Origin of the sequence: Micromonospora sp. URMC 106, from assembly GCF_051386395.1 — a bacterium.
Classification (GTDB): Bacteria; Actinomycetota; Actinomycetes; order Mycobacteriales; family Micromonosporaceae; genus Micromonospora.
Map to the genome: position 1 here is coordinate 54,625 of NZ_JBPQTP010000001.1, position 25,743 is coordinate 80,367.

Here is a 25,743-nt window from a genome sequence, read left to right on the forward strand (position 1 = left end):
CCCGAGAGGTGAGATCCCCTTGACAGTGCAGCAGTGGCGGTCGGCCCACTAGGTGGCTCCGGGTGATGGGGTCATCAGGGCGGCTGATGGGTCGGCGTAGGGTGTTGGCGTGGATTTGTCGCGAGTTCCGGACCTGGACGCGCTCGAGCTGTTGCTGCTCGTCGATGCCACCGGAAGCCTCGGCCGGGCGGCACAGGCACGCGGGATCGGACAGCCGGCGGTCACGGCCCGGGTCCGCACCATGGAGCGGCTCGTCGGTTTCCCGCTGATCGAGCGGGGTCCGCGCGGATCCACGCTGACGTCCGAGGGCCGGCTGGTGGCCGACTGGGCACGCGACGTGCTGCGGGCGGCTGCGACACTCGACGCCGGCATCCGCTCGTTGCGCGCCGAGCGGGACGTGCGGCTGCGGGTCGCCGCAAGCCTCACCGTGGCGGAGCACCTGCTGCCGACGTGGCTCGTCCGGCTCGCCGCACAGCGACCGCAGACGGCGGTCAGCCTGCACGCGATGAACTCCACGGACGTCGCACGGGCCGTCGGTGACGGCGCGGCGGACCTCGGCTTCGTGGAGGGGCCGCAGGTGGCCCCCGGGCTGGACTCGCGCGTCGTCGCCCACGACGAACTCACCGTCGTGACCCATCCCGGCCATCGGTGGGCGCGGCGGCGCCGGCCGATCGAGGCTGCCGAACTCGCCGCGACCCGCCTGGTGCAGCGGGAGCCCAACTCCGGCACCCGGCACGCCCTGGAAACGGCGCTGCGCGCACACGCGCCGCTCGCCCCGCCGCTGCTGGAACTCTCCACCACCAGCGCGATGCGAGCGGCGGTGGCCGCCGGCGCCGGCCCCGCCGTCCTGAGCAACCTGGCGATCGACGACGAGTTGGCCGCCGGCCGTCTCGTGCGGGTCCCGGTGACCGGCGTGGATCTCCGCCGCCCGCTCCGCGCGGTCTGGCCGGCGGGTCAACGGCCTGCGGGACCGGCCCGGGACCTCCTCGCCATCGCGGCTCGCCCGCGTCGGGGAGCGGACGGATCCGCGCGGTAGCCCAGCCGTCGAGGTCGGTGCCGCTGCGGCGGCGCAGGGTGTCACCGGCTGCGCTGAGCAGCCCTCCGTGGCGGTGGCGCCCCCGCGGACGGCGGTCTCCGGCGACGGCGACCCGACGTCCGTGGGGAGGCCGGGTCCGGCGACGCGCGGATACCTTCAGCCTGGTCCCGGATCGCTGACGGTAGGTCGCGCGTCGGCCGACGTCCGCCGCCGGCGCTCAGGCCAGCCGGTGCGTGGCGACCGCGCTCGAGCAGTCGGCGATGGTGGTGGGCTGCGAGACGTTGAGGGCGTCCAGCCGGGACCACCCGTTGACTCCGGTGGTGGTGTTGCGGAGGAAGATCCACAGCGCGTTGGTGTAGGTGGCGCAGTGGACGTCGATCCCTTGGCTCGGGTATCCGAGTCCGCGACTGCCGCAGTCGACGTGCGGGTAGGCGCGGATGTTGGTCCCGTTCCCGAACGAGATGGCGCCCCCGCTGTACAGATCCGGGTGGGTGCCGTGGCCGCTGCAGTGCGCGCTGGCCGGGCTCGCGGGCATCAGCGCCAGCACCGAGCCGCTCGTGACGAGCGCCAGCGCGGACGCGATGGAGAGCAACCGAGATCGCATGTGTGACGTCTCCTCTGTATGGACGATGACAACTGTCGATAGAGGATGTCACGCGGTCGCCCCGGGGGACCGGTTCCGGCTGAACGCGGCAGCTTGGAAGAAGGCGGGCTGGCGCTGACCCCGGGACCGGGCGGGCCGCCGACTCTCTGGCGGCCCGCCCGGAGATCTCAGCAGGGGCCGTTGTCGGTCCAGACGCTCTGGCCGCTCGACCCGGGTACGTCGCCCTGGGTCCACCACCGTGCCGTGTACCGGTGACCGCCGTGGGAGACCACGGCGCCGCCGCTGTACGCGGTGGCGGCCGACCAGGCCGGCGCCGTGCACGTGCCCCCGGTCTGTGACGGACTGCTCGTCGCCGTGGGTGACGGACTCGCGGTGGGCGACGGCGCGCCGGTGCAGGGCCCGTCGTCGGACCAGACCGCCGCGCTGCCCGGTGTCTCACCCTGGGTCCACCACCTCGCGCTCCACGTGCGGCCGCCGTGCGACACCCGTGCCCCGCCGGCGTAGGCAGTGCCGGCGGACCAGGCCGGCGCCGTGCAGGTCCCGCCGCCGGGCGGGGTCGAGCCCGTCGGGCTGGGCGACGGTGTCACCGGCTCGCCCCCACGGGCGAAGTCGCTGGCCAGTGCGTACGTCTGGCCGCCGAAGGCGAGGGTGAAGTTGGCCGGTCCGGAGATCGGTAGCTGGTAGTTGAGGGTCACCTCGGCGTGCGACCCGGGTGCGATGGCGGCCGGGACGGTGAGGCGTACCCGGTGGTAGTCGCCCTTCAGCCCACCGCGGTTGCCGCCGGTGTGGCCGGTCGACACGATCGTCAACGCCCAGCCGGACTGCTGGGTGAGGGTCGGCGTGGTGGTGGGGTAGTCGAACTCCAACTGCGCCCCGGCGGGGATGGGGCTGCCGGTGTTGTTGGTCAGCCGCAGCTCGGGGTTGATCGGGTAGTTGTTGTCGCCGAGGGCGAACCCTCCTACCGAGACGGTCGCCGCGATGGTCCGGGTGGGCAGTGGGATGGTGGCGCGGCGCGCTCCGTAGGCCGGCGCGGCGGTGAACTTGTCGTGCAGCAGGCCGGTCAGCGTGTCGCCCATCGCGTACTGGCCCTTTGCCGGGTCGTACGCGTAGTCACCGGCGAGTTCCCAGATCATCACGCCGCCGATTCCCTTGTCCACGACGTAGTCGGCCTTCGCCCCGAGTGACTGCTCGTCCTCGGTGGAGAGGAAGACGCTCTTCTGCGCGTTCCACAGCCAGGGCGCGACCAGGGCCGGGGAGTAGTGCCGGGCGTAGCTGCCGGTGAGCCGGTCGGCCGGGTCGGTGCCGGGGGTCAACCCGTAGGCGGGCAGGTAGTCGGGGGTGATGCCCTGTTCGAGGTTCTTGGCGTGCCACATCGGGTTCGCCCCGGCCGGCACCTCCGCGCCGGCGGTGTCGAGATCGTGCCAGAGATTGTCGATGCCCACGGCGCCGTTGCCGCACGGGGTGGTGGAACCGACGGAGGAGCCGGTGCCGGCCGGGCACTTCGTCTGGTCGGGCAGGGCCGCCCGCCCCCAGAGCCCGTTGGCGCCGCCGGTGACGCCCTGCCAGCCGCGGGTGTAGTACGGCACACCGATGTTGATCCGGCCGCTCGGCATCGCGCCGCGGAAGTAGTGGTACGCCCAGTCGGTGTTGAGGTAGCCGATGTTGCCGTAGGCGCCGTAGACGCCACCCGCGGCAAGTTCGGCGTCGTCGCCGTTGTCGTACAGCGCGGCGTTGGGGCCGACGAAGTGGTTCCACGACCCGTGCAGGTCGTACGACATGATGTTGACGTAGTCGAGGTACTGCACCGCCTGGTGGGACTCCATGCCGCGCAGCAGCCAGCCGGACGCGGGGGCGGCGACGGTCAGCAGGTAGTACTTTCCGTCCGCGGCGGCAGCCGCGTCGAGTTTCTCCCGCAGGGTCTTCATGAGTACCTGGTAGGAGGCGTTCAGCCCGGCGCGCTTGGCGTCCGCCTGCGCGAAGTCCAGCGGGTTGCCGGCCTTGTTGTTGGAGGTGGGGTACTCGTAGTCGATGTCGACGCCGTCGAAGCCGTACGTGCGCAGGAACGCGACCACGGAGTCGGCGAAGGTGTTGATCCCCGCGGTGTTGACCGTGTTGGTGCCGGTCGTGGTCATCCGGTAGAAGCCGCCCGCGTCGAGCCGGTTGCCGTTGTCGTCGATGTAGCCGCCGGTCTCGGCCCACCCGCCGACGCTCACCAGCGTGCGGACGTTCGGGTGCTGCTTCTTGAACTTGTTGAGCAGGTTGAAGTGCCCGGTGTACGCGTACGCCGGGTCCATCTCGGCGCCCGGAACGCCTGGCCACGTCATGGCGGTGGCGGGGTTGTTCGGCGCGGTCGGGTTGCCGACGGAGATGCGGTTGCCGGCGTCGACGTGCGCGAACGCGTAGTTGATGTGCGTGACCTTGTCCCAGGGGATCTGGTTGGCGAGGTAGGCGGGCGCACCGTTGCGTCCGGTCCGCCAACTGGTGAAGTAGCCGATGACGCGCCGGGAGTGGCCGTTTGCCAGGCGCTCGCGCCCGGCGGTGTCGTAGACGGTGCAGTAGGGGACGGCCACGCCCGGAGTCCGGTACAGCCCGTCGGGTCGGCACGCCTCGTCGTCGACGACGGCGGAGTGGGCGATCGGCACCGCGACCAGCGCCACCGCCGCGGCCAGCAGGCCCGCGACGCCGGCGGCCAGCAAGGTCTTCCGTGTCCGCACCGCGTCCACCTCCAACTCTTAAGAAAGTTAACTATTAGGGTGGTGTATGTATACCGGTCGATGCGGTGCCGGCGCAAGGGTGGGCAGCGGTGGTGGGGCGGCCACGTCCCCCGCCGCAGGAGACGCACTCCGCCAGTGGCGGAGGCGCGCCCCGGCCTCGCCGGGCGGCCATGCTGACGGCGCGAACGGAGCCGGCCGGCGGCGGGTGGGGCTCCGCCGTAGACCCCGTACTGTCGAGGGGTGAGCCCCGCACCGTCACGTTCCGTGACCCTCGGCAGCCGATTCGCGCACGAACTCGCCGAGCTGGCCGTCCCCTGGCAGGCCGGCGAGCCGCCCGACCCGCGGCTGCTCGTACTCGACGAGGCGCTGGCCGGCGAACTGGGCTTCGACCCCGCCTGGCTGCGCACCCGTGACGGCGTGCGCCTGCTGGTCGGCGCCGGCGTGCCACGCGGCGCCACCCCGGTGGCCCAGGCCTACGCCGGACACCAGTTCGGCCGGTACGTCCCGCGCCTCGGCGACGGGCGCGCGCTGCTGCTCGGCGAACTCGTCGACGCCGACGGCCGCGTCCGCGACCTGCATCTCAAAGGCTCCGGGCGCACCCCGTTCGCCCGCGGGGGCGACGGCCTGGCCGCGGTCGGCCCGATGCTGCGCGAGTACGTCGTCAGCCGCGCCATGCACGCCCTCGGCATCCCCACGACCCGCTCCCTCGCCGTGGTGGCCACGGGGCAGACGGTGCGCCGGGAGACCCTGTTGCCGGGCGCCGTGCTCGCCCGGGTCGCCAGCAGCCACCTGCGCGTCGGCAGCTTCCAGTACGCCCGGGGCGCCGGCGACGTGCGCCTGCTCCGCCGCCTCGCCGACCACGCGATCGCGCGGCACCACCCCGGTGCCGCCGGGGCCGAGCGGCCGTACGTCGCGCTGTTCCAGGCGGTGATCACCGCGCAGGCTTCGCTGGTGGCCCGCTGGATGCTCGTCGCGTTCGTCCACGGGGTCATGAACACCGACAACATGACCATCTCGGGCGAGACCATCGACTACGGACCGTGCGCCTTCATGGAGGCGTTCGATCCGGCCACCGTCTACAGCTCCATCGACCGGGGTGGGCGCTACGCCTACGGCAACCAGCCGCTGGCGGCCCAGTGGAACCTCGCCCGGCTCGCCGAGGCACTCCTGCCGCTCCTGCACGAGGACGAGGAGCAGGCGGTCGCCGTCGCCGCGGAGTCGCTCGACCGGTTTCCCCGTCAGTACCACGCCGCCTGGACGGCCGGTATGCGGGCCAAGCTCGGCCTGCCCGACGACCTCGACCCCACCATCGCCGCACCGCTGGTCGACGAGCTGCTCGCCCTGATGCAGAGCGGCCGCGTCGACTACACGTCGTTCTTCCGCGCGCTCTCCGTCGCCGCCCGCGGCCACGCCGAGCCCGCCCGCCGCCTCTTCCCCGACCCCGCGGCGATCGACGACTGGCTGACGCGCTGGCGTGCCCTGGGCCCGGACGCCGACGCGATGGATCTGGTCAACCCGGTCTACATCCCCCGCAACCACCTCGTCGAGGAGGCGCTCGCCGCCGCTGCCGACGGCGAGCTTGCCCCGCTCGAACGACTGCTGGACGCCGTGACCGCCCCCTACCGCGAGCGCCCCGGGCTGGAGCGCTACGCCGCTGCCGCCCCGCCCGACTTCGGCGCCTACCGCACGTTCTGCGGCACCTGAGGCGGGCCGCCCTGGTGCCGGGGCCTGCTGGGCGGCCAGGAGGTCGGCCAGCTGGGCGCGGATCGCGTCGAGTGTTCGCCGTCAATGTGTGTCGCCGAAGGCCGCCTCGACCAGCAGCGCCTCGACGCCGCGCAGCAACCCCTCGGCCCGCCCGGCCGGGAGGTAGCGGGCGTCGGCCGTGACTATCAGCTCGACCGCGCCGGGCGCGTCGCGCACCTGGAGGCGGCAGCGCCACGGGAACCCCGCCAGCTCCGGCAGCCACCGGAAGGCGGTCCGGGCCGTCATGGCCCGCAGGCCGGCCTCGTCCGGGCCGGCGGTCGAGGGGCGGGCGGGGCGCGACAGCCGGGCGTCGTTGAGGTAGCAGAACGGGGCGAGGAAGCTCCGGTGGTCGTGGCCCAGCTCGGTGATCGCGTGCTCCCACGCCGCCGGGTCGTAGTAGGCGTGCCGGTAGGCGTCCAGGGCCGAGCGCCGCGCGCGGGAGAGCAGCTCGGCGAAGCCGGGCCGGTCGGCCAGGTCCAGCCGGCAGAGCCCGATCTGGTTCAGGGTGCCGACGGCGCGGTCGTGGTCGGTCTGGAAGCGGTTGTTGGCCATGACGACGATCCCGCAGGCGTCCCGTCCGCTGCCCGCGTCCAGCACGGCGGCGGTCGCCGCCAGCAGGGCGTCGGAGGTGCTGACCCCGTGCCGGGCCGCCACCAGGCCGGTCGCGTGGTGCAGCGCCGCGGACACCAGCGAGCCGCGCAGGTGGCGGGCCGCCGCCGTGGGCCGTGCCGGGTCGGACAGGCTCCCGGTGAGGCCGGCCAACTGCCGGACCCAGTACGCCACCGCCCGTTGCGAGCGCCGCACCGCGACGTCGCGCTCCCGCTCGGCGAGATCCAGCGACTGCAGACCGGGCGGCGTGTCCAGCGCGCCGCGCAGCAGGAGCGCCCGGAGGTCGCCCAGCACGGTGCCGGCGGCGTGCAGGTCCACGACGGAGTGGCTGAACACCACGACGATCTGCCGTACCCGCTCGTCGACCGTGACCAGCGCGACGCGCAGCGGCCACTCGGCGACGTGGTCGAAGCGCGGCTCGCGCAGCCGGTCGCTCAGGGCGGCCGCGACCCGCCGGCCGTCCGGGTCGTCGGCCGGTCGGGCCACGGCGTGGACGAGGACCGGCAGCCGCCCCGTGGCCGCCGCCTCCTGGTGCAGCTCGCGGTCCCGGCGGCGGAACCGGGTGCGCAGCGACTCGTGCCGGGCGACCAGCGCGCCGACGGCGAGCAGCGCGCGGGGGACGGTGACCTCGGCCCGCGCCGGGACCGCCAGGCTGCGGGGGAGACCCAGCACCCGGTACGCGGCGGGGGAGTCGAACTCCTCGACCGTGCGCCACATCGCGCGCTGCCCCCAGGTCAGCGGAGCGCTCGCGTCGCGCCCGCCGGCGAACGACGCGTACGCCACCTCCTCGGCGCCCGCGACCTCGGGGACGACCGGACCGGCGGCGGCCGGGAGCCCGGCGCGGGCGGACGACCACGGCCACGGCACCGCCGCGAAGGCCGCCTCGACCAGCAGCTCCTCCAGCCCGCGCAGGAACGGCTCGACGGCGTCCATCGGAAGGTGGCGGGTGTCGGCGGTGAGCGTGACGCCGACCCCGGTCGGCTCGTCGACCACGTGGGCCAGCAGGTGCCACGCCGCCTGTTGCAGGCCGGCGGCCCAGGAGAAGGTGCTGCGGCCCATGGCGGTCCGCAGCTCGTCGCGGGTCGCTCGGGGCGCGGGGTCGACACCGCCGGCGGGCAGCCGGACGTCGTTGAAGTAGTGGTACGGCAGGAACGCCGAGTCGATGTCGACGCCCTGGGCGGCGAACGCGTGGCGCAGCGCGGGCGGGGCGTAGTAGGCGTGCCGCAGGCCGTCCAGGGACGCGGCCCAGACCCGGGACACCAGCTCGTCGAAGTCGGGACGCCCGGTCAGGTCCACCACGCAGAAGCCGATCTGGCCGAGGTTGGCGACCGCGTCGGCGTACCGGCTGCGGAACCGGTTGTGGGCCATCGGGAACAGGCCGCACAGGTCGTGGCCCGACTCGCGGGCGGCCAGCGCCGCGTACCCGGCCAGCAACACCGCCGACACGCTGACCCGTCGCCGGGCGGCGATCAGCCGGGCGGCGGTGTCGAGGGCGGAGGAGACCAGGACACCCCGGCGCAGCGGAGGGTCGAGCCCCGGCCCCGTCGGGGTCAGCGGCCGGCGGGGCAGGCGCTGGAACTCGCGCAGCCAGTACGCCACGGCCCGCTCCGAGCGGCGCCGGTCGGGCCCGTGCTGGTGGCGGGCCACCTCCGCCGACTGCGGGCCGGGCGGCGTGGGCAGCGCGCCCCGGAGCAGGATCAGCCGCAGATCGCGCAGCACCACCTCGGCGGCGTGCGCGTCCACCGTGGTGTGGCTGAACACCACCACGATCTGCCGTACCCGGTCGTCCACCGTGACCAGCGCGACCCGCAGCGGCCACTCCTCGGCGTGGTCGAACGCGACGTCGCCGAGGCGGCCGGCGGCCTCCCGCGCGGCCCCGGACCCGTCGCCGGCACCGGCGCACACCAGCAGCGGCAGCACGCCGGCCGCCGCCGTCTCCTGGCGCGGCTCGCCGTCGCGCAGCCGCAGCCGGGTGCGCAGCGCGGAGTGCCGGCCGACCAGCTCACCCACCGCGCGGGCCGCGGCGGCCACGTCCGCGCCGGCCCGCGCGGAGACCGTCACGGTACGCCGCAGGTTCAGGAAGCGGTGGTTGGACCCGAACCGGGTGAGCGCCCGCCACAGCACCTGCTGGGCCCAGGTCAGCGGCGCCGTGCCGGCCCCGGCGCCGGCGAACTCGGCCTGCACCAGGGCCTCCGACGCCCACTCGGCGGGCACCACCATCTCGGTGAATCGCATTCCCGACCGTACGACGGTCCGTTCCGGCGCCGGATCGCTCGATCATGTACTCCACTGTGGACCGATCAGCCGATCCGATGGGTTTGTCGCGGCGTGCACACTCATGGCTCCCGTCCGTCACCGTACCGAGTTAGGCGCCGTGTGACCAACGTCGACGTACCGTCGCGGAGCCCTGCCCTCGCGCCGACCGCCACCCGTCCCCCCGCAGACCCCCGCCTGTCGTTCGGCCAGGAACGGATCTGGTTCACCGAACAGCTCACCCCCGGCACCGCCGCGTACGTCGTCTACTCGACCACCCGGCTGCGCGGGCCGCTGGACGTGGGTCTCCTGCGCGCCGCCCTGGACGCCACGGCCGAGCGGCACGACAGCCTGCGCATGCGGTTCACCGAGAACGTCGACGGCGAACCCGTCGTGCACGTGCTCCCGCGGGTGCGGGTGCCGGTCACCGTCACCGCCGCGCCGTCGGAGGCCGCCGCCCGCGCGCTGGTGGCCGCCTCCGTCGCCACCCCCTTCGACCTCGGCCACGCCCCGCTGCTGCGCGCCCTCGTCGTGCGGCTCGGCGACGAGGAGCACCTCGTGCACCTCGCGATGCACCACATCGTCAGTGACGGCTGGTCGCTGGACCTGCTCCTCGGCGAGGTCGCCGCCACCTACGCCGCGCTGCGCGACGGTGGCGCCGCACCCCCGTCCCCGGCCGTCGACTACGTCGACTACGCCGCCTGGCAGCGGGACCGACTCGACGGGCCGGCCACCGGTGACGGCTTCGCGTACTGGACCCGCGCGCTGGCCGGCGTGCCCGCGCTGGAGCTGCCCACCGACCGGCCCCGGCCGGCCGTGCAGTCGTACGCCGGTGGCACCCACCGCTTCACCCTCGACGCCGACCTCACCGACGGCCTGCGCCGGCTCAGCCGCGCCCACCGGGCCACCCTCTACATGACCCTGCTCACCGGCCTGCAGGCGGTGCTGTTCCGGTACAGCGGGCAGCGTGACTTCGCCATCGGGTCCCCGGTCGCCGGCCGGGTCGTGCCGGAGCTGGAGAACCTCGTCGGCCTCTTCGTCAACACCCTCGCCCTGCGCGCCGACCTCTCCCCGGTCGCCGCGACCGCCGACGCCCCGGCCACCGAGCCCAGCTTCGCGGCCCTGCTGCGGCGCACCCGCACCACCGTGGTGCGCGCCCTGGCCCACCAGGAGATCCCGTTCGAACGACTGGTCAAGGAACTCAACGTCGCCCGCGACGTCAGCCGCGCCCCGGTCTTCCAGGTGCTGTTCACCCTCCAGAACTACGCCCGCGGCGGCGACCCCTGGCCCGCCGGCCTGCACGCCGAGGGCGTCGGCACGGACGCCGCCACCGCCCGTTTCGACCTGTCGCTCTACGTCAGCGAGACCCCCGGCGGCCTGCGCGGCATGGTCGTGCACAACACCGACCTGTTCGACACCGCCACCGTACGCCGGCTGGCCGACAGCCTCGAGACGCTGTTACGGGCCGCGGTCGCCCGGCCGGACCTGCCCGTCGTCGACCTGGACCTGCTCGGCCCCGCCGAGCGGGACCGGGCGCTCGCCCTCGCCCGGCCCGAGCGTGGCGGGGCCGGCGCCGGCCAGGCACGCGCTGACCAGCGCGCCGACCGCCCGGCCGCCGGCGCCGGCGTCACCGGCCCGGCGGACACCCTGGCCGAGCTGATCGACCCCTTCGTCGCCGCCACCCCCGACGCGCCGGCCGTGGTCTGCGGGTCGGACACGCTCAGCTACCGGGAGCTGGACCGGCGGGCGAACCGGCTGGCCCACGCGCTGCGCGCCCGCGGCGTGGGCCCGGAGCGCCTGGTCGGGGTCCTGCTGGAGCAGTCCGTCGACCTGGCCGCGGCCCTGCTCGGGGTGCTCCGCGCCGGCGGCGCGTACCTGCCGCTGGACCCGGAGCAGCCCACCGCCCGGCTGGCCCTGATGCTCGCCGACGCCCGCCCGACGGTGGTGCTCACCAGCGCGGACCTGCGCGACCGGCTGCCCGCCGAGGCCCCGGCGGCCCGCCTCGACGAGGTCGCGGTGGAGGCCGCCGCGGCGCCCGACACCCCACCGGAGACCGGGGCGACCGGCGGGAACCTCGCGTACGTCATCTACACCTCGGGCTCCACCGGCACGCCGAAGGGCGTCGCCGTGGCGCACCGGCAGGTGCTGCGCTACCTCGACGGGGTGGCCGACCGGTTCGCGGTCGTCCCGGCCGCCCGGTACGGGCTGTTGCAGTCGATGTCGTTCGACTTCAGCGTCACCCTCTTCTACCTGGCGCTGGCCACCGGTGGCGCGGTGCACCTGCTGCCCCGCCGCGGCACCGGCGCCGAGCTGGCCGGGCGGCTGCGCGACGGGCACATCGACTACCTGAAGATCACCCCGTCGCACCTGGCGGCGCTCACCGCCGACGCCGAGCCGGCCGAGCTGCTGCCCGCCCGCGCGCTGATCCTCGGCGGCGAGGCGTCCGACCTGGACCGCGTCGGTCCACTCGCCGGCCCGGCCCGGGTCTTCAACCACTACGGTCCGACCGAGGCCACCGTCGGCGTGGCCACCCACGAGGTGGTCGCCGACAGCCCGCGCACCGGCCCGGTGCCGATCGGCCGGCCCCTGCCGCACGCCCGTGTGTACGTGCTCGACGAACGGATGCGCCCGGTGCCGGTCGGGGTGCCCGGCGAGCTGTACCTCGGCGGCGACCGGCTCGCGCGCGGCTACCTGAACCGGCCCGGCCTCACCGCCGAGCGGTTCGTGCCCGACCCGTACGGGCCCCCGGGCACCCGCCTCTACCGCACCGGCGACCTGGGTCGCTGGAACGCCGACGGGCAACTGGTCTTCCTCGGCCGCCGCGACCACCAGGTGAAGATCCGCGGCTACCGCGTCGAGCTGGGGGAAGTCGAAGCCACCCTGCGGGGCTGCCCCGGCGTGCGGCAGGCGGCGGTGCTGCTGCGCGACGACCGGTTGGTGGCCTATCTGGAGCCGATGCCCGACGCGGACGGGCCGGACCCGGCGCGCCTGCGCCGCCACCTCGCCGACCGGCTGCCCGAGCATATGGTGCCGACCCGCTGGATGGTCCTGGACCGGCTGCCGCTGCAGGAGCACGGCAAGGTGGACCGGCGGGCTCTGCCCGAGCCGACCGACGCACCGCCGGGCGGTGAGCGGGTGGCGCCGGTCGGGCCGGTGGAGACGCTGGTGGCGGGCATCTGGCGGGCCGTGCTGGGGGTGGCCGAGGTCGGCGCCACGGAGGACTTCTTCGACCTGGGCGGGCACTCGTTGCTGGCCACCCAGGTGGTGGCCCGACTGCGCCGAGAGCTGCCCGCCGTCGTGGGCGCCGGGGCGCCGGCGGTCAGCGTGATGGACCTCTTCCGCCACCGCACCGTACGCGAGCTGGCCGCCCTCGTCGGCGGGGCCGGCGCCGGCCCCGCCGGGCTGCTGCACGAGCTGACCCCACCGGCGCCGGCCGACGGCCGGGTCGCCACCCTGCTCTGCGTCCCCTACGGCGGCGGCAGCGCCGTGGTGTACCAACCGCTGGCCGACGCGCTGCCGGCCGGGTACCGGCTGCTGTCGGTGGCCGTGCCCGGGCACGACATCGGCCTCGCCGACGAACCCGCGCCCGTCGCCGACGTCGCCGCCGACGTCGTCGCGGAGGTCCTGGCCCGGGTGGAGGGCCCGCTGATCCTCTACGGACACTGCGGCCCCGGCGGCGCGCTGGCCGTGGAGGTCGCCCGCCGGCTGGAGGCCGCCGGCCGGGACCTGCTGGCGGTGTACCTCGGCGCGGTCTTCCCGTTCGCCCGGCCGGCCGGTGGGCCGCTCGGCCCGCTGCTGCGGCTGCGGCTGGCCGAACGCCTCCGCAGCGATCGGATCTACCGCACCTGGCTGCAGGCGCAGGGCACCGCCGTCGGGTCGCTCGCGCCGGACGAGGTCCGGTTCCTGGTCCGGGCGATGCGCCATGATGCCGAGGTCTCCGAGGACTACTTCACCGACCTGATGCGCCAGCGGGTCACCCCGCTGCGCGCGCCCGTGATCTCGGTGGTCGGCGACCGCGACCGCAGCACCGACTACCACGAGGAGCGGTACCGGGAGTGGCACTTCCTCGCCGACCGCACCGCCCTGGCGGTCATCGACGAGGGCGGTCACTACTTCCTCAAGTACCGCGCCGCCGAGCTGGCCGAGATCGTCACCGCCGTACACCGGCGCCTCGACGTGCCGCCACCCGCACCGGCCGAACCGGACGCCGACCGGCCCGCCTGGCAGCTCGCCGCCGTCTCCCACCGGCCCGCCGGCCCCCCACCACCGGGCGCGCGGACCCCGACGGACACCGCGCCGCCGCCCAGCATGCGCCGCTTCGGCCTGGTCGCCACCGGCCAGATCGTCTCCGGCCTGGGCACCGCGCTGACCACCTTCGCGATCCCGCTGTGGATCTACACCGAGACCGGGTCACTCGCCCGGTTCGCCCTCTTCGCCGTACTCGGCCTGCTGCCCGGCCTGCTCGTCGCCCCGCTGGCCGGGGCGCTGGTCGACCGGAGCAGCCGGCGACGCGTCCTGCTGTTGGCCAACGCCGCCGCCGGCGGCGCCAACGCGGTGATGGCCGGGCTCGTGCTGGCCGACCGGGCCGAGGTGTGGCACTTCTACCCGCTGACGGCGTGGCTGTCGGTGGCGCTGGCGTTCCAGCGCCTCGCGTTCGTCTCGGCGGTGCCGCAACTGGTGCCCAAGCGCTACCTCGGCCACGCCAACGGCCTCACCCAGACCGCCGTCGGCCTCACCCAGTTCACGGTGCCGCTGCTCGCCGTGGCCCTGCTGCAGGCCGTCGGGCTGCGCGGCATCCTGCTCATCGACGTGGCGTCGTACCTGTTCGCGATGGGTGTCCTGGCGGCCGTGCGGTTCCCGCGCACCCTGGCGCTGCAACGGCGCGAGGGCATCGGCGCCGAGATCGTGGCCGGCTTCCGGTACTCGCTGCGCCGCCGGGAGTTCCGCGCCATGCTGGCGTTCTTCGCGGCGCTGAACTTCTTCCTCTTCCCGGTGCTGTTCCTGCTCTCCCCGCTCGTGCTCGGCTTCGCCGACCTGGAGGAGGTGGCCCGGGTCGCGCTCGCCGGCGGGGTCGGCGCGGCCGTCGGCGGCCTGGTGATGCTGGTCTGGGGCGGCCCCCGCCGGCGCCGGATGCGGGCGGTGCTGCTGGGCACCTGCGGCATCGCCGGGGCGGCCGTGCTGACCGGCCTGCGACCGAACCTGCTGCTCATCGGCGCGGGCGCGTTCGGCATGTACCTGGCCCTCGGCATCGTCAACGGCGTCTACCACACGATCATCCAGACCAAGGTGCCGGCGCGCGCGCACGGCCGGGTCTTCGCGCTCAACCAGATGGTCGCGCAGTCCACCCTGCCGCTGGGCTGGGGCGTCGTCGCCCCGTTCGCCGCCCGGGTCGCCGAGCCGATGCTGCTGCCCGACGGCGCGCTGGCCGCCACGGTCGGCGCGGTGATCGGCGTCGGTCCGGGCCGCGGCCACGGCCTGCTGTACGTGCTGTTCGGGGTCTGCATCGCGCTGACGGCGCTGGTGTCGCTGCTCACGCCCACCCTCGCCCGGTTCGACGACGAGGTGCCCGACGCGCCGCCGGACGACCTGGTGGGCATCGAGGAGCGCCGCGCCCGGGTCGCCGGTGCCCGGGACCGTCGGGCGCCCGCCGCCACGGCCGGGCGGCGGGCCGCCTGAGATGACCGCCCCGACGACCACCGGCCGGGCCGCTCTCCGTACCGTGCCCGAGCTGCTCGACTGGCGCACCAGCCTGCACCCCGACCAGGTCGCGGTCGAGGTGCACAACGTGGCGACGCTGACCTTCGCCCAGTGGTCCGCCGGCGCGACCGCCGTGGCCGCCGCGCTGCGGCGCCGGGGCCTGCGCCACGGCGACCGGGTCGGCCTGCTGTTCGGCGCCCGCGACTGGACCCGGTTCGCCGTCGCGTACTGCGGGGTGCTGCGGGCCGGCGGCGTCGCCGTGCCGCTGTCCGACCGGCTCGCCGCCGGGCAACTCGGGTACGCCCTGACCCACTGCGCGGCCACCGCCGTTGTGCACGGCGACGACACCACCGTCCCGCCGGTCCCGCCCGGCGTGGCGACCTGGACGGCCGGTGACCTGCTCGCCGGCCCCGGAACCGCCCTCGACAGCGCCGGCCCCCGCCCGGGCGACCTCGCCCAGATCCTCTACACCTCGGGCACCACGGGCCGCCCGAAGGGGGTGGCCGCCAGCCACGCCAACCTCACCGTGGGCGCGCCGGCACACCCGCGCCGGCTGGCGCTGGCCCACTCGCAGCGGTTCCTGCACGCGTTCGCCATCGGCACCAACGCCGGGCAGACCATGCTGGTCAACGCGCTCACCGCGAAGGCCGCCGCGCTCACCCTGCCCCGGTTCACCCCGGCCCGGTTCGCCCGGCTGGTCGAGACGCCCGGCACCGGGACCGTGTTCGTCGTCCCGTCGATCGCCGTCGAGCTGCTCGACTCCGGGGCGCTGCACGGGCGGGACACCGGTGGCGTGCAGCTCATCGGCTCCACCGCCGCCCCGCTCGCCCCGGCGGTCGCGGCCCGGCTGGCCGAGGCGTTCCCGCAGGCCACGATCGTCAACTACTACACCTCGACCGAGGCGGCCCCGGCCCAGACCACGATGATCTACGACCCGTCCCGTCGGGACGCGGTCGGGCGGCCGGCCGGCGGGCAGTTGATGGTCGCCGACGCCGACGGGAACCCGCTGCCCGCCGGGGCCACCGGCGACGTGTGGCTGCGCGCTCCCCACCCCCGCGCGTACTACCGGGACGAGGCGGCCAACCGGGCCACCTTCCGCGACGGGTGGGTCCGGATGGGCGACGTCGGCCGGATCGACGCCGACGGCTACCTGTACCTCACCGACCGGCACCAGGACGTCATCAAGACCGGCGCGTTCAAGGTCTCCACCATCGAGGTCGAGGCCGCCCTGCACGAGCACCCCCTCATCGCCGAGGCGGCCGTCGTCGGCGTCCCGCACCCGGTGCTCGGCTCGGCCGTGGCCGCCGCCGTCGTGCCCCGCCCGCCGACCGGCCCGGACGGGCTGTCCCTGCCGGTGCTGCGCGGTTTCCTCGCCGACCGGCTGGCCGACTACCAGCTGCCCGCCCGGCTCCTGCTGCTGGACCGGCTGCCCCGCAACGAGGGCGGCAAGGTGCTCAAGCGGCAGCTCACCGACCTCTTCGACAACTGACCACCAGCACGACCATGGGAGCACATGTGGGCACCGCCGAGGCGACCTCCGCGCAGCACGCCGTCTGGTTCACCGAGCAGGCCGGCGTCGCCGGCACGGCCTACCACATGGCGTTGGGCATACGGTTCGCCGCCGAACTCGACCGTCGGGCCCTCGTCGCGGCGTGCGCCGCGGTGACCGAACAGCACCCGGTCCTGGCCGCCCGCGTCGTCACCGACGACGCCGGCGTCCCCCACCTGGCCCCGGCGGACACCGGCCCGGCGGTCGCGGTGGGGGAGTGGACCGACGCCCGGGTCACCGAGGAGATCGCCCGCCCGCACGACCCGGGCACCGGCCCGCTGGCCCGGTTCACCCTGCTGACCGGCGCAGACGGCACCCACCTGCTGCTCGTCACCGCGCACCACCTGGCCTTCGACGGCACGTCGAAGGACGTGCTCGTGCGCGACCTGGCCGCCGCCTACGCCGCCGCCCGCGCCGGTGGCCCGGCCGCGCCGTCGACCCACACCGACGGGTACGCCGGCCTCGCCGCCGCCGAGCAGCAACGCGTCGCGGCCGACCTGCCCGCCGCCCGCGACCACTGGGCGCGGCACTGGTCCGGCCCCGGCGACGTCGTCCTGCCCGGCCTGCGTCGGCTGCCGACCGGCGCGGAGCCCGGCGAGGCGGTGACCCTGGACCTGCCCGCCGGCCTGGTCGACGGCGTGGACCGGGCCGCCCGGTCGATCGGGGTGACCCGCTTCGAGCTGCTGTTCGCCGTGCTGCACGCCCTGCTCGACCGCTACGGCAACCAGGGCACCCCGGTCGGGGTGGCCCTGTCCACCCGCACCCCGGACCAGGCCGACCGGGTCGGGCTGTTCGTCAACGAGCTGCCCGTCGCGGTCGCCCCGGCGCGGGGCACGTTCCGCGACCACGCCCTCGCCGTCCGGGCCCGGCTGCGCGAGGTGTACCGGCACCGCGCCGTACCGCTGGCGCACGCCGTGCCCGGGTTGCGGCCCGCCCCGGCCCTCACCCCGGTCAGCGTCGCCTACCGGCGGCGCGGTGCGGAACCGGCGTTCCCCGGGGTGGCCAGCGAGGTCGAGTGGACCCTGTTCTGCGGCGCCGCCCGCAACGCCCTGCACGTGCAGATCGTCGACGCCCCGACGGGTGTCACGGTGAGCCTCCAGCACAGCCCCGCGGCCATCGACTCCGACTCCGTACGCCGGATCGGTGGGCACCTGCGCACCATGCTCGCCGCCGTGGTCGCCGACCCCGACCGCCCGGTGGCGGACCTGCCGCTGCTGCCCGCCGACGAACTCGACCGGGTCACCCGCGCCGGCAACGACACCGCCCGGGCGTACCCCGCCGTGACGGTGCCGGCCCTGTTCGCCGCCCGGGTCGCCGCCGAACCGGACGCGCCGGCCCTGGTCGACGGCGACCGGACGCTGACCTACGCCCAGCTCGACGCCGCCGTCCTCCGGCTCGCCGCGCTGCTGCGCCGGCGCGCGGTCGGCCCCGGCGCGCTGGTGGCCGTCGCGCTGGACCGCTCCTGGCAGGCGGTGGTCACCGTGCTGGCGGTGCTGCGCTGCCGCGCCGCCTACCTGCCGGTCGACCCGGGCCTCCCGCCGGCCCGGCGGGAGGCGATCCTCGCCGACGCCGCCCCGGCGCTGGTCGTGACGGGTCCCGCCGTCGGGACGGACCGGCCCACCCTCGCCCTCGACGGGACCGACCTGCTCGACGGTCCGCTCCCGGAGCGGACCGGACCCGCCGACGGGCTTCCCGACGCCGACGACCTCGCGTACGTGCTCTACACCTCCGGTTCGACCGGCCGGCCCAAGGGCGTGGCGGTGCGGCACGGCGCGTTGGCCAACCTGCTGCTGGGCGTCCGCGACCTGCTGGGCAGCGGGCCACGGGACCGGTGGCTGCACCTGACGTCGCTGTCGTTCGACATCTCCACGGTGGAGGTGTTCCTGCCGCTGGTCACCGGCGGCCGGGTGGTCGTCGCCTCGGCCGTCAGCGCGCTGGATGGTGCGGGCGTGCTGCGGCTCCTCCGCGACAGTGGCGTGACCCACGCCCAGGCCACCCCGTCCGGCTGGCGGGTGCTGCTGGACGCCGGTCTCGGCGCGCCGGCCCCGGACGCCGGGGGCACCGCGCCGTCGTTGGTCGCCGTCGCCGGCGGGGAGGCGCTGCCGGTGGCCCTCGCGCGCGACCTGCGAGCCCGCACCGCCCGCCTGGTCAACGGGTACGGCCCCACGGAGGCGACCGTCTACGCGACCATGGCGGAGATCCCCGCCGATCCCGACGAGGTCACCATCGGTCGGCCGCTGCCGAACGTGCGGGCGTACGTCCTGGACGAGGCCCGCCGACCGGTGCCGCTCGGGCTGCCCGGCGAGCTGTACCTGGCCGGGGCCGGGCTGGCCGCCGGCTATCTCGGGCACGACGACCTCACCGCCGAGCGGTTCGTGCCGGACCCGTTCGGGCTGCCCGGCGAGCGGCTCTACCGCACCGGCGACCGCTGCCGGTGGCTGCCCGCCGGGCGGATCGAGTTCCTCGGTCGCCTCGACGACCAGGTCAAGATCCGGGGGCACCGGGTCGAGCTGGGGGAGATCGACGCCCGGCTCCTCGACCATCCGGGCGTGGCCGCGGCGGCCACCGCGCTGCGGCACGACGCTGGCGAGCCGCGCCTCGTCGCGTACGTGGTGGGCCGCGCCGGGGCCGCCCCGCAGCCGGCGGAGCTGCGACAGCACCTGGCGCTGAGCCTGCCGCAGGCCGTGCTCCCCACCGACTACGTGGCGCTCGACCGGCTGCCCCTGAGCCCGAACGGGAAGGTCGACCGGGCCGCGCTGCCCGCCCCGGCGCCCCGGGACCCGGTCGGGACCGCCGCCGACGCGACTGGCGACGACCCGGTGGTGGAGCAGCTGCGCCAGATCTGGCAGGAGGTGCTGCGCATTCCCGACATCGGGGTGCACGAGGACCTGTTCGACCTGGGCGGGCACTCGCTGACCATCACCCGGATCAGCGGCCGGATCCAGCAGCGGCTCGGGGTCGAGGTGCCGCTGGACGACTTCTTCGAGACCCCGACCATCGCCGAGATCGCCGAGATCGTCCGGCAGTCCGCAAAGGAGTTCTGACATGGGTGGCACCGACCTGCGCGAGCGGATCGCGGAGCTGGTGAGCGAGGCCACGGCCGGGGAGGTCGCGGCGGCCGACGTGCTGGCCGGCGGGTCGATGGTCGCCCTCGGGGTGGACTCCCTCGGCCTGCTGCGCCTGGTCGACGCGATCGAGCTGGAGTACGGCGTCGAGGTGGAGCTGAACGGCCCCGGCCGCCCCCTGGACACCCTGGACGACCTGGTGGCGCTGGTGGGCGCGGCCGGGGCCGGCGGAGCAGCAACCGGGTCCGCCGAGGTGGGCGGGCAGCTGAGCTGATCCGCCGTGTCGGAGGACGGCCGGGCCCGGTGGTGGTCGACTCGACCGACCGGCCGAGCTTCGACGACCTCCGGGGCGGTCGGTCGTGCGGGGCGGGCCGGTGATCAGGCCGGGGTCAGGACCAGCCATCCGAAGCCGAGGACGTCGCGGTAGCCGTCGAGGTACTCGTCGCGCCGCTGGTCGGCGAACGCCCGTGCCCCCGGCGTGCGCAGGTGTTCGATGCCCGCACGCCAGTCGGACTCGAAGTCGTCCCACTCGGCGAGGGTCGACACGGCGACGTGCAGGGGCCGGAACCCGGCGTCCACGGTGAGCCGGGTCAGGCCCGACAGGTCGGGAAGCTCGCCGAACGTCTCGCGGACCCGGTCACTGGGGGTGGCCTGGTAGAAGCCGCCGGCGAACAGCAGTCGGCCGCCGGGCAGGGTGAGGCGGTGCAGCGCGGCGAGGGCCTGCGTGGTGTCGCCCCAGATGTGGCCGGCGCCGATGTTGACGACGAGGTCCGCGGGCCGGTCCCAGGTGGCGGCATTCACACTGTGGAACGTGACCCGGTCGGCGACTCCCAGCTCGGTCGCGCGCAGGCGGGCCCGTGCGACGGCGTCGGCGTCGCTTTCCACCCCGTCACCGGCGATGCCGTGGGTCGCGCACAGTCGCAGGAGCAACTCGCCGCTGCCGCAGCCCAGGTCCAGGGCTCGCCAGGACGCCCCGGTGGGGGCCAGCCGCCGGATCAGGTCCGCCGCCCGCTCCCGGCCCAGCGGCGCGTTGTACGTCAGGTTGGCCGCGGCGGCGGCCAGGTACGGCTTCAGATCCTGGTCAGTCACCTGACATCCACACCCTTCTCATTGATGCACCTGTTCCCAGGTGATGACGTCGCCGGGTGGCGCGACCACCGGGACCGGACGCCGCCGGTGCCGGCGATGATCAGTTGGCACCGCCGGGGCGCCCGACGAGAAGGTCGGCCAGCAACTGCCATGACACGTTGCTGCCGGACACCAGCACCCCGACCGGGCCACCTGCGCCGAGCCCGTCCTCGACGTCCGCTCGCGCCCCGGCGAGGGCAGCCGCACCCGCCGGTTCGGCGATCAGCCGGGAACGGCGGGCCAGTGCCGCCACGGCCGCGAGGGTGGCGTCGTCGGTCACCGTCCTCACCCGTACGTCGGCCGCTGCGATCATCCGCAGGTTGAGCTCGCCCGGGGCCGGCGCCGTCAATCCGTCGACGACCGTGTCGACGCGTTGCCGGCGGAGAGGGGTTCCCGCTTCGAGCGAGCGAGTCAGGCTGGCCGCGCCGACGGGTTGGACCGCGACCAGTTCGATGTCCGCGCCGGCCGCTCGTGCGGCGATCACGGCGCCCGCGAGCAGGCCGCCGCCGGAGCACGGAACGTACAGGCGCGTGAGATCGGGACAGTCCTGCAGGAGTTCGAGGGTGGCGGTCGCGGCACCGGCGATGACCATGGGATCGTCGAACGGGTGCAGGAAGACCAGGCCGCCGTCGGCTTGCAGTTCAGCGGCTCGGTCGAAGGCCGCGGCAGCGTCACGGATGCCCTCGGTGACGACGTGCGCGCCCAGCTCCGCCACTGCCTCACGTTTCTCGCGGACCGCTGTCGCGGGCATGACCACGGTCAGGGCGGCACCGTAGACCTTCGCCGCGTATGCGGCGCCCAGCGCGGCGTTGCCGGCGCTGACGGTGATGAGTCCACGACCGCGCTCCGCCGCGCCCAACGTACGGACCTTGTTCAGCGCCCCCCGCACCTTGAAGCTGCCCGTCCGCTGCAGCGCTTCCGCCTTCGCGCGGACCGACAGGCCGGCCCACGCGTCCAGCTCGGGGGAGTGGAGCACGGGCGTACGCACCACGTGCCCGGACAGCGCGGCCGCGGCCTCGTGGACATCGGCGACGGACGGCGTCGCGCGGCCACCGTCACGTCGTTCCCGCGTCATGCTCGGGTCACGACGCCGCGAGTGCGACAAGATAGACCTCCTCGCCGGCACGAGGATCACGCGCCGTCACGGTGTAGGTGACGGGCGCCCGCTCGGCGCCCAGCTCGACGACCGCCGCCCGGGGCCCCAGGACACCCTTCACGTATCCCACGGGGGCGGCAAGGTCGATGCGGGTGACGATTCCGGGCGCGACGTGCACCGGGACGGTTCCGATCGTGGCGGACATCTCATGGTGGAGATGCCCGCACAGCACAGCCCGTACGTCACTGCCCGCCAGGGCATGCGAGAACGCACCGGGGTTGCGCAGCAGGAGGCCGGACAGGGGATGCCGGGCGACGGCGACGGGTGGGTGGTGCAGGGCGACGATCGTTCCCCGCGGCGCGGGGGTCGCGAGCACCTCCCGAAGCCAACTGAGCTGCTCCTCCCCGAGGTGGCCGTGGCCACAGCCGGGAACCAGGCTGTCCACGGTCACGACGCGGAGGCCCCGGACGTGGCTGACGGCCGTGCAGGTGTCGGCCGGGCCCCTGGCGGCGGCGACGTCCGTGCCGTCGGCGGCCAGGTGGCCGCTACCGAACACCTCGACGAAGGAGGCCCGCCGATCGTGGTTGCCCGTGGTGTAGACGTGTGGCACGTCGCGCTGTCGGGCGAAGGCGCCGATGACGTCTCGCGCGCGCCGACAACCCCCTACCGAGCCGTCATCGGCGATGTCACCGGTGGTGAGCACCAGGTCGACGTCCTCGACGTCGTCCAGCGTCTCCATGAGGATGTCGAGGGCTCGGGCGGCGTCCACGCCGTCCTCGTCGAACCCGCCTTCGGTCAGGTGCGGATCGGACAGGTGCAGTATCCGGAGAGTGCCGGTGGGATCGCTGTTTCCAGGTGGCTGCGTCATTCGGCGAGCACTCCAATGCGGGAATCCGCCGGCACCCGGCCACCGAGCAGTTCGACGATGTCGCCGGGGTGGTCGGCCACCATCGGGGCGTCCTCCACCGCCGTGGTCGAGCCGTCCCAGCGGGCGTGGACAGCCGCCGTTCCCGCGCTCGCGGCACACCGGAGGTCCACCTCCGCGTCGCCGACGTACGTGGTCGCGGCCGGGCTGACGCCCAGGCGCCGGCAGGCGAGCCGGAGGCCCTCTGGCGCGGGCTTGGGCTCCGCGACCTCGTCACCGCAGATGACGGTCGGGAAGTGGGCGTCGAGCCCCGCGGCGGAGAGCACGAGCGTGGCCGCTCGCCGCGTCGCACTGGTGAAGATGCCGAGGCGGAAGCCGGCACGGCGGAGAGCGTCGACCATGTCCACCACGCCGGGGAAGGGCCGTGCGTGCGCGCCGAGTACCTCGAAGTGGTGGTAGAAGCACTCGATGTCGTCGACCGAGGCCGGCCGGCCGAGAAAGTGGGCGAGCACCGTCGGTGTGGGACCGATGTGCCAGGTGGCGACGATGTCGGCCGGCCGCACCTTCGGGCCGCCGAGGGCGCGGATGGTGTTCGTGTACGCGGTGGGGGCCAAGATCATCGTGTCGAGCAGGGTGCCGTCGAGGTCGAAGACGACGGCGGCGGGGCGGGGCGAACGGGTCACGGCTGCTCCCCGAGCTCGCGCGGCGCGGGGCGTGGCCCGTCACCGTCCTCCCACGGGTGGTGCCGCACGTGGACAGCGGTGGACTCCGGCTTCCCGCCGGAGGACGGGATGGAGTCCGGATTCGCCGTGCGGTCCAGACTGTCCAGCACGGGAGCATTCACCAGCGTGACCCCCCTGCGGCCGACGCGCCAGGCGGGCGCCCGTTGCGCCCAGGCCGATCCAGGCGATCGTACTCATCGGGCGTCCCCGGGGTGTGCCCGCAGTCGGGCGAGGCCACGTAGGCGCGGGCCGGGCGCACCGGCGACCGCGTCGTCCGCCCTGCCGACGGCAGCGCCCTGCCGGCGGCCCCTCCACCCCGGCCCGGCGCACGCACTCTCCCACTCGCACGCCCAGACGCTGGACCCGCACCCACGGGTTCGGGTCAAGCCCTGATCCCGGCCTGTGACGGATCAGTGCCCCTCGTCGAGGTCGCCGACGAGCGAGTCCGGGACCCGCATGCGCCAGGCGTCGGTGACGAGTTCCGTCAGCCGGTCGACGTCCACCTGCGCCAGCCGCAGCATGACCAGGGGCAGCCCGTCGTACGCGGGCGTGGTGAAGAAGACCTCGGGCTCGCCGAGGAGCAACGCCTGCTTCTCCGCCTCGTCGCCCACGTACAACACCGCGATGTCGGTGCGGATCAGCCGCGACGTGCCGGGTCTGCGCTCGGGGTAGGACCAGACGAACCCCTTGTCGGCGACCCGGAAGTCGAAGCCCTCGCTGTCGACCTCGACCACGTGCGGCAGCGCCAGCGCCAGACGGCGGACGTCGTCGGCGTCAGCCATCGAGGTCGCTCCAGGACTTCGCCTCCCGCACCCGCACAGGCTAACCGCTGCGCCGAAGGCGATCTCCGTCGGCCCGCGGAGACCGGACGGCGACCCGCCGGTGGCGGCGGCGGGCACCACCCCCGTCGGCGCACGTGTCCGCACTCCACCCGTCCGCGGCATCCGCTCGCGCGGCCAGCCGTCGCTGTGGTGCCCGGGAGCGGTAGGCTGTCGGGGCGGGTGAGCGACGGCCGATGGCCCGCCCCCACCACCCGCTTCCTTCCCGGCCCGCAGCAACCAGCGAATCCGTTGCGCGCCGCACTGTAGATCCCTGGAGTGCGCTTTGGCAGATGTGACACCGCCCGCCCTGAACCCCTTCGGCCCGGAGGGAGACGTGGATACCGACCGCGACCGAGGGCAGGCCGTGGACGTGAGCGCCGCCGCGATGACCCGCATGCGCAGTCCGTTCGCGTCCGGGGACGTCGACCGCGCAGCCACCGCCGAGACCGACCGACACCGACGACCTCGTGCATGACCGGCGCAGGGGCACCTCGTGTCCCGGCCACGGACGGATGATCGCTATTCTCTCGCGGTGATCCGCAGACTCGCCGCTGTCTCGCTGCTGCTCGTGGCCGGTTGCGCCTCGACCGAGGCCCCCGCCTCCGCCCCGGCCAGCCCGAGCGCGCCGGCCGACCGCCACGCCGCCTCCGCGTGCATCCTGGTGGCCCGCGCGACAGCGGAGCACGATGTCCGGTTCGGCACGGGCACGCGGGCCGCCTCGCGAGCCGTCAACGCCACCGACCCGGGCGTCCGAGAGGCCGGCCGGCAATTGCTCGCCGCCGGTCTCGAGGTCGAAAGGCTCTTTGTGGAGAACGACCCCGACGTCGACCGGGGGCCGGCCAACGAGCGCTTGGCCGAGGCGCAGCAGGGGTTGCTCTCGGCGTGTACCGGCCTCTTCGGCCCCCAGCCATGGCCGTTCGACACGCCGCCTTCGCCGGAGGCCACCGGCTGACGTCGCAGGTTCACGGCAACGAGACACCAGTGCAGTGGGCGACCGTGGCGTCGTCGGGAACCGGAGCATCGGGGTCTGTGGAGATCAGGGCCTCGGCCTGCCGGACGCGGCGGATGATGTCGGCCGGCCCGCCTGTGTCGAGCAGTTCCAACACGCCGGGCCAGTCGGTCAGGCCGTACGGGCTGACGATGCGGCTGGCGCCGTTGCTGAGCAGGGCGACGCTGCCCAGGTCGGGAAGGGGCAGGCTGCCGGTCACCGCTTCCTCCGCCGCGCGTGGATCGTCCTTCGCGATCCAGTAGCCACCTGGCCGGTTCCGGCGAGCGCGCAGCGCCTCGACGCAGGACTCCCGGATGCGGTCGTACTCCGCCGTTCCCCGGGGAACGCCATCCAGAGGCGCTGAGCAGGTGCGCCTGGCGGTGACCTCGCGCTCGTCGGTGATGACCCGCGGGCCGCCGCGGACCTGGTCGAGGACGAGGAAGGAGTCCGCGAGCAGGAGATGGTCCAGGCGGCCCCGGTGCGCGCGGACGATCAGCACGGTCGCCTGCGGGCTGCTGGGGTGCGTGATGTCGCAGGTGCCGCGGTGGTCGGCGGCTATCTCGCCGATCGCGGTGGCGAGGATGTCCGCGAGGTCTCGCCCGTCGTCGCGCGCCAGCCGACCGAGCAGCGCGCCGCCGAGACGGTGCGTGTACCAGGCGACACCGTGGCAGCAGATCGACTCGGTACCCGGGATGCCGGCGCCGTCCAGCAGCACGGCGGCGCCGGGAACAGCGCCGGCGAAGTCCTCGTTCGGCCGGCCGGCCCTGCCGGCGCTGGTCGCCATGCTGACGCGCACTCGTGGGCTCCTAAATCAGAGAGGGACACTTCCCGGCGCGGCTGTGCCCGCCAGGCC

General features: G+C 74.9%; 16 protein-coding genes. 7 read left to right on the forward strand and 9 right to left on the reverse strand.

The window, feature by feature from the left end; translation table 11 throughout:
• Positions 1-109: 109 nt before the first annotated feature.
• Positions 110-1,036: a LysR family transcriptional regulator gene (locus tag ACSNOB_RS00185; protein ID WP_436684379.1), complete on the forward strand. Its 927-nt coding sequence runs from the start codon at positions 110-112 to the stop codon at positions 1,034-1,036.
• 217 nt (positions 1,037-1,253) lie between these two features.
• Here the strand turns inward: ACSNOB_RS00185 and ACSNOB_RS00190 are convergent, their stop codons facing one another.
• Together ACSNOB_RS00190 and ACSNOB_RS00195 are read right to left on the reverse strand one after the other, a co-directional pair.
• Positions 1,254-1,640, reverse strand: coding sequence for a hypothetical protein (locus ACSNOB_RS00190; RefSeq protein ID WP_393112524.1), 387 nt, complete (start codon positions 1,638-1,640; stop codon positions 1,254-1,256).
• Between the two features lie 167 nt (positions 1,641-1,807).
• Positions 1,808-4,354, reverse strand: a complete 2,547-nt coding sequence (locus ACSNOB_RS00195; RefSeq protein ID WP_436684380.1) for a glycosyl hydrolase family 18 protein — start codon at positions 4,352-4,354, stop codon at positions 1,808-1,810.
• A gap of 264 nt (positions 4,355-4,618) precedes the next feature.
• Between ACSNOB_RS00195 and ACSNOB_RS00200 the strand changes: the two genes are divergently transcribed.
• A complete protein-coding gene (locus ACSNOB_RS00200) occupies positions 4,619-6,058 on the forward strand; it encodes a protein adenylyltransferase SelO (RefSeq protein ID WP_436684382.1) in 1,440 nt (479 codons plus the stop codon).
• A gap of 81 nt (positions 6,059-6,139) precedes the next feature.
• Here ACSNOB_RS00200 and ACSNOB_RS00205 read toward each other — a convergent pair whose 3' ends face one another.
• Positions 6,140-8,941, reverse strand: a complete 2,802-nt coding sequence (locus ACSNOB_RS00205) for a condensation domain-containing protein (protein WP_436684384.1) — start codon at positions 8,939-8,941, stop codon at positions 6,140-6,142.
• Positions 8,942-9,082: 141 nt separating this feature from the next.
• Here ACSNOB_RS00205 and ACSNOB_RS00210 point away from each other — a divergent pair, with 141 nt between their 5' ends.
• From ACSNOB_RS00210 to ACSNOB_RS00225, 4 genes are read left to right on the forward strand one after another with little or no spacing between them, the layout of a single operon-like run.
• Entirely contained in the window at positions 9,083-14,635 is a 5,553-nt protein-coding gene (locus tag ACSNOB_RS00210; RefSeq protein ID WP_436684386.1) for an amino acid adenylation domain-containing protein, read from the forward strand.
• Between the two features lies 1 nt (position 14,636).
• On the forward strand, positions 14,637-16,145 hold the full coding sequence (locus ACSNOB_RS00215) for an AMP-binding protein (protein WP_436684388.1): 1,509 nt from the start codon (positions 14,637-14,639) through the stop codon (positions 16,143-16,145).
• A 14-nt stretch (positions 16,146-16,159) separates the two neighbouring features.
• The gene (locus ACSNOB_RS00220) at positions 16,160-19,249 is read left to right on the forward strand and encodes a non-ribosomal peptide synthetase (RefSeq protein WP_436684390.1); all 3,090 of its coding nucleotides are present in this window, start codon (positions 16,160-16,162) and stop codon (positions 19,247-19,249) included.
• A gap of 1 nt (position 19,250) precedes the next feature.
• Positions 19,251-19,544, forward strand: coding sequence for a phosphopantetheine-binding protein (locus ACSNOB_RS00225; protein WP_436684392.1), 294 nt, complete (start codon positions 19,251-19,253; stop codon positions 19,542-19,544).
• 104 nt (positions 19,545-19,648) lie between these two features.
• Here the strand turns inward: ACSNOB_RS00225 and ACSNOB_RS00230 are convergent, their stop codons facing one another.
• The 5 genes from ACSNOB_RS00230 to ACSNOB_RS00250 all read right to left on the reverse strand — a co-directional run bounded on the left by ACSNOB_RS00230 (position 19,649) and on the right by ACSNOB_RS00250 (position 23,863).
• On the reverse strand, positions 19,649-20,359 hold the full coding sequence (locus ACSNOB_RS00230; RefSeq protein WP_436684394.1) for an SAM-dependent methyltransferase: 711 nt from the start codon (positions 20,357-20,359) through the stop codon (positions 19,649-19,651).
• 100 nt (positions 20,360-20,459) lie between these two features.
• A complete protein-coding gene (locus ACSNOB_RS00235; RefSeq protein WP_436684396.1) occupies positions 20,460-21,533 on the reverse strand; it encodes a threonine ammonia-lyase in 1,074 nt (357 codons plus the stop codon).
• Positions 21,481-22,362 carry a metallophosphoesterase gene (locus tag ACSNOB_RS00240; protein ID WP_436684398.1) on the reverse strand — a complete coding sequence of 294 codons (882 nt, stop codon included), beginning with the start codon at positions 22,360-22,362 and terminating at the stop codon, positions 21,481-21,483. The genes ACSNOB_RS00235 and ACSNOB_RS00240 overlap by 53 nt, the downstream gene beginning before the upstream one ends.
• Positions 22,359-23,042: an HAD family hydrolase gene (locus tag ACSNOB_RS00245; protein WP_436684400.1), complete on the reverse strand. Its 684-nt coding sequence runs from the start codon at positions 23,040-23,042 to the stop codon at positions 22,359-22,361. The genes ACSNOB_RS00240 and ACSNOB_RS00245 overlap by 4 nt, the downstream gene beginning before the upstream one ends.
• Positions 23,043-23,491: 449 nt before the next feature.
• Positions 23,492-23,863 (reverse strand): MmcQ/YjbR family DNA-binding protein, encoded by a 372-nt coding sequence (locus ACSNOB_RS00250; RefSeq protein ID WP_436684402.1) that lies wholly within the window; start codon positions 23,861-23,863, stop codon positions 23,492-23,494.
• A gap of 571 nt (positions 23,864-24,434) precedes the next feature.
• On the opposite strand from ACSNOB_RS00250, the gene ACSNOB_RS00255 reads away from it, so the two are divergent.
• Positions 24,435-24,854, forward strand: coding sequence for a hypothetical protein (locus ACSNOB_RS00255; protein WP_436684404.1), 420 nt, complete (start codon positions 24,435-24,437; stop codon positions 24,852-24,854).
• A gap of 10 nt (positions 24,855-24,864) precedes the next feature.
• On the opposite strand, the gene ACSNOB_RS00260 is transcribed toward ACSNOB_RS00255, so the two are convergent.
• Entirely contained in the window at positions 24,865-25,686 is an 822-nt protein-coding gene (locus ACSNOB_RS00260) for a hypothetical protein (RefSeq protein WP_436684405.1), read from the reverse strand.
• Between the last annotated feature and the right edge of the window lie 57 nt (positions 25,687-25,743).

Excerpts from the sequence above, each read along its gene's own strand:
- ACSNOB_RS00220 (WP_436684390.1), top strand. The coding sequence starts at position 16,160 with ATGGGAGCACATGTGGGCACCGCCGAGGCGACCTCCGCGCAGCACGCC.
- ACSNOB_RS00205 (WP_436684384.1), bottom strand. The coding sequence starts at position 8,941 with ATGCGATTCACCGAGATGGTGGTGCCCGCCGAGTGGGCGTCGGAGGCC.
- ACSNOB_RS00215 (WP_436684388.1), top strand. The coding sequence starts at position 14,637 with ATGACCGCCCCGACGACCACCGGCCGGGCCGCTCTCCGTACCGTGCCC.
- ACSNOB_RS00250 (WP_436684402.1), bottom strand. The coding sequence starts at position 23,863 with ATGGCTGACGCCGACGACGTCCGCCGTCTGGCGCTGGCGCTGCCGCAC.
- ACSNOB_RS00225 (WP_436684392.1), top strand. The coding sequence starts at position 19,251 with ATGGGTGGCACCGACCTGCGCGAGCGGATCGCGGAGCTGGTGAGCGAG.
- ACSNOB_RS00190 (WP_393112524.1), bottom strand. The coding sequence starts at position 1,640 with ATGCGATCTCGGTTGCTCTCCATCGCGTCCGCGCTGGCGCTCGTCACG.
- ACSNOB_RS00240 (WP_436684398.1), bottom strand. The coding sequence starts at position 22,362 with ATGACGCAGCCACCTGGAAACAGCGATCCCACCGGCACTCTCCGGATA.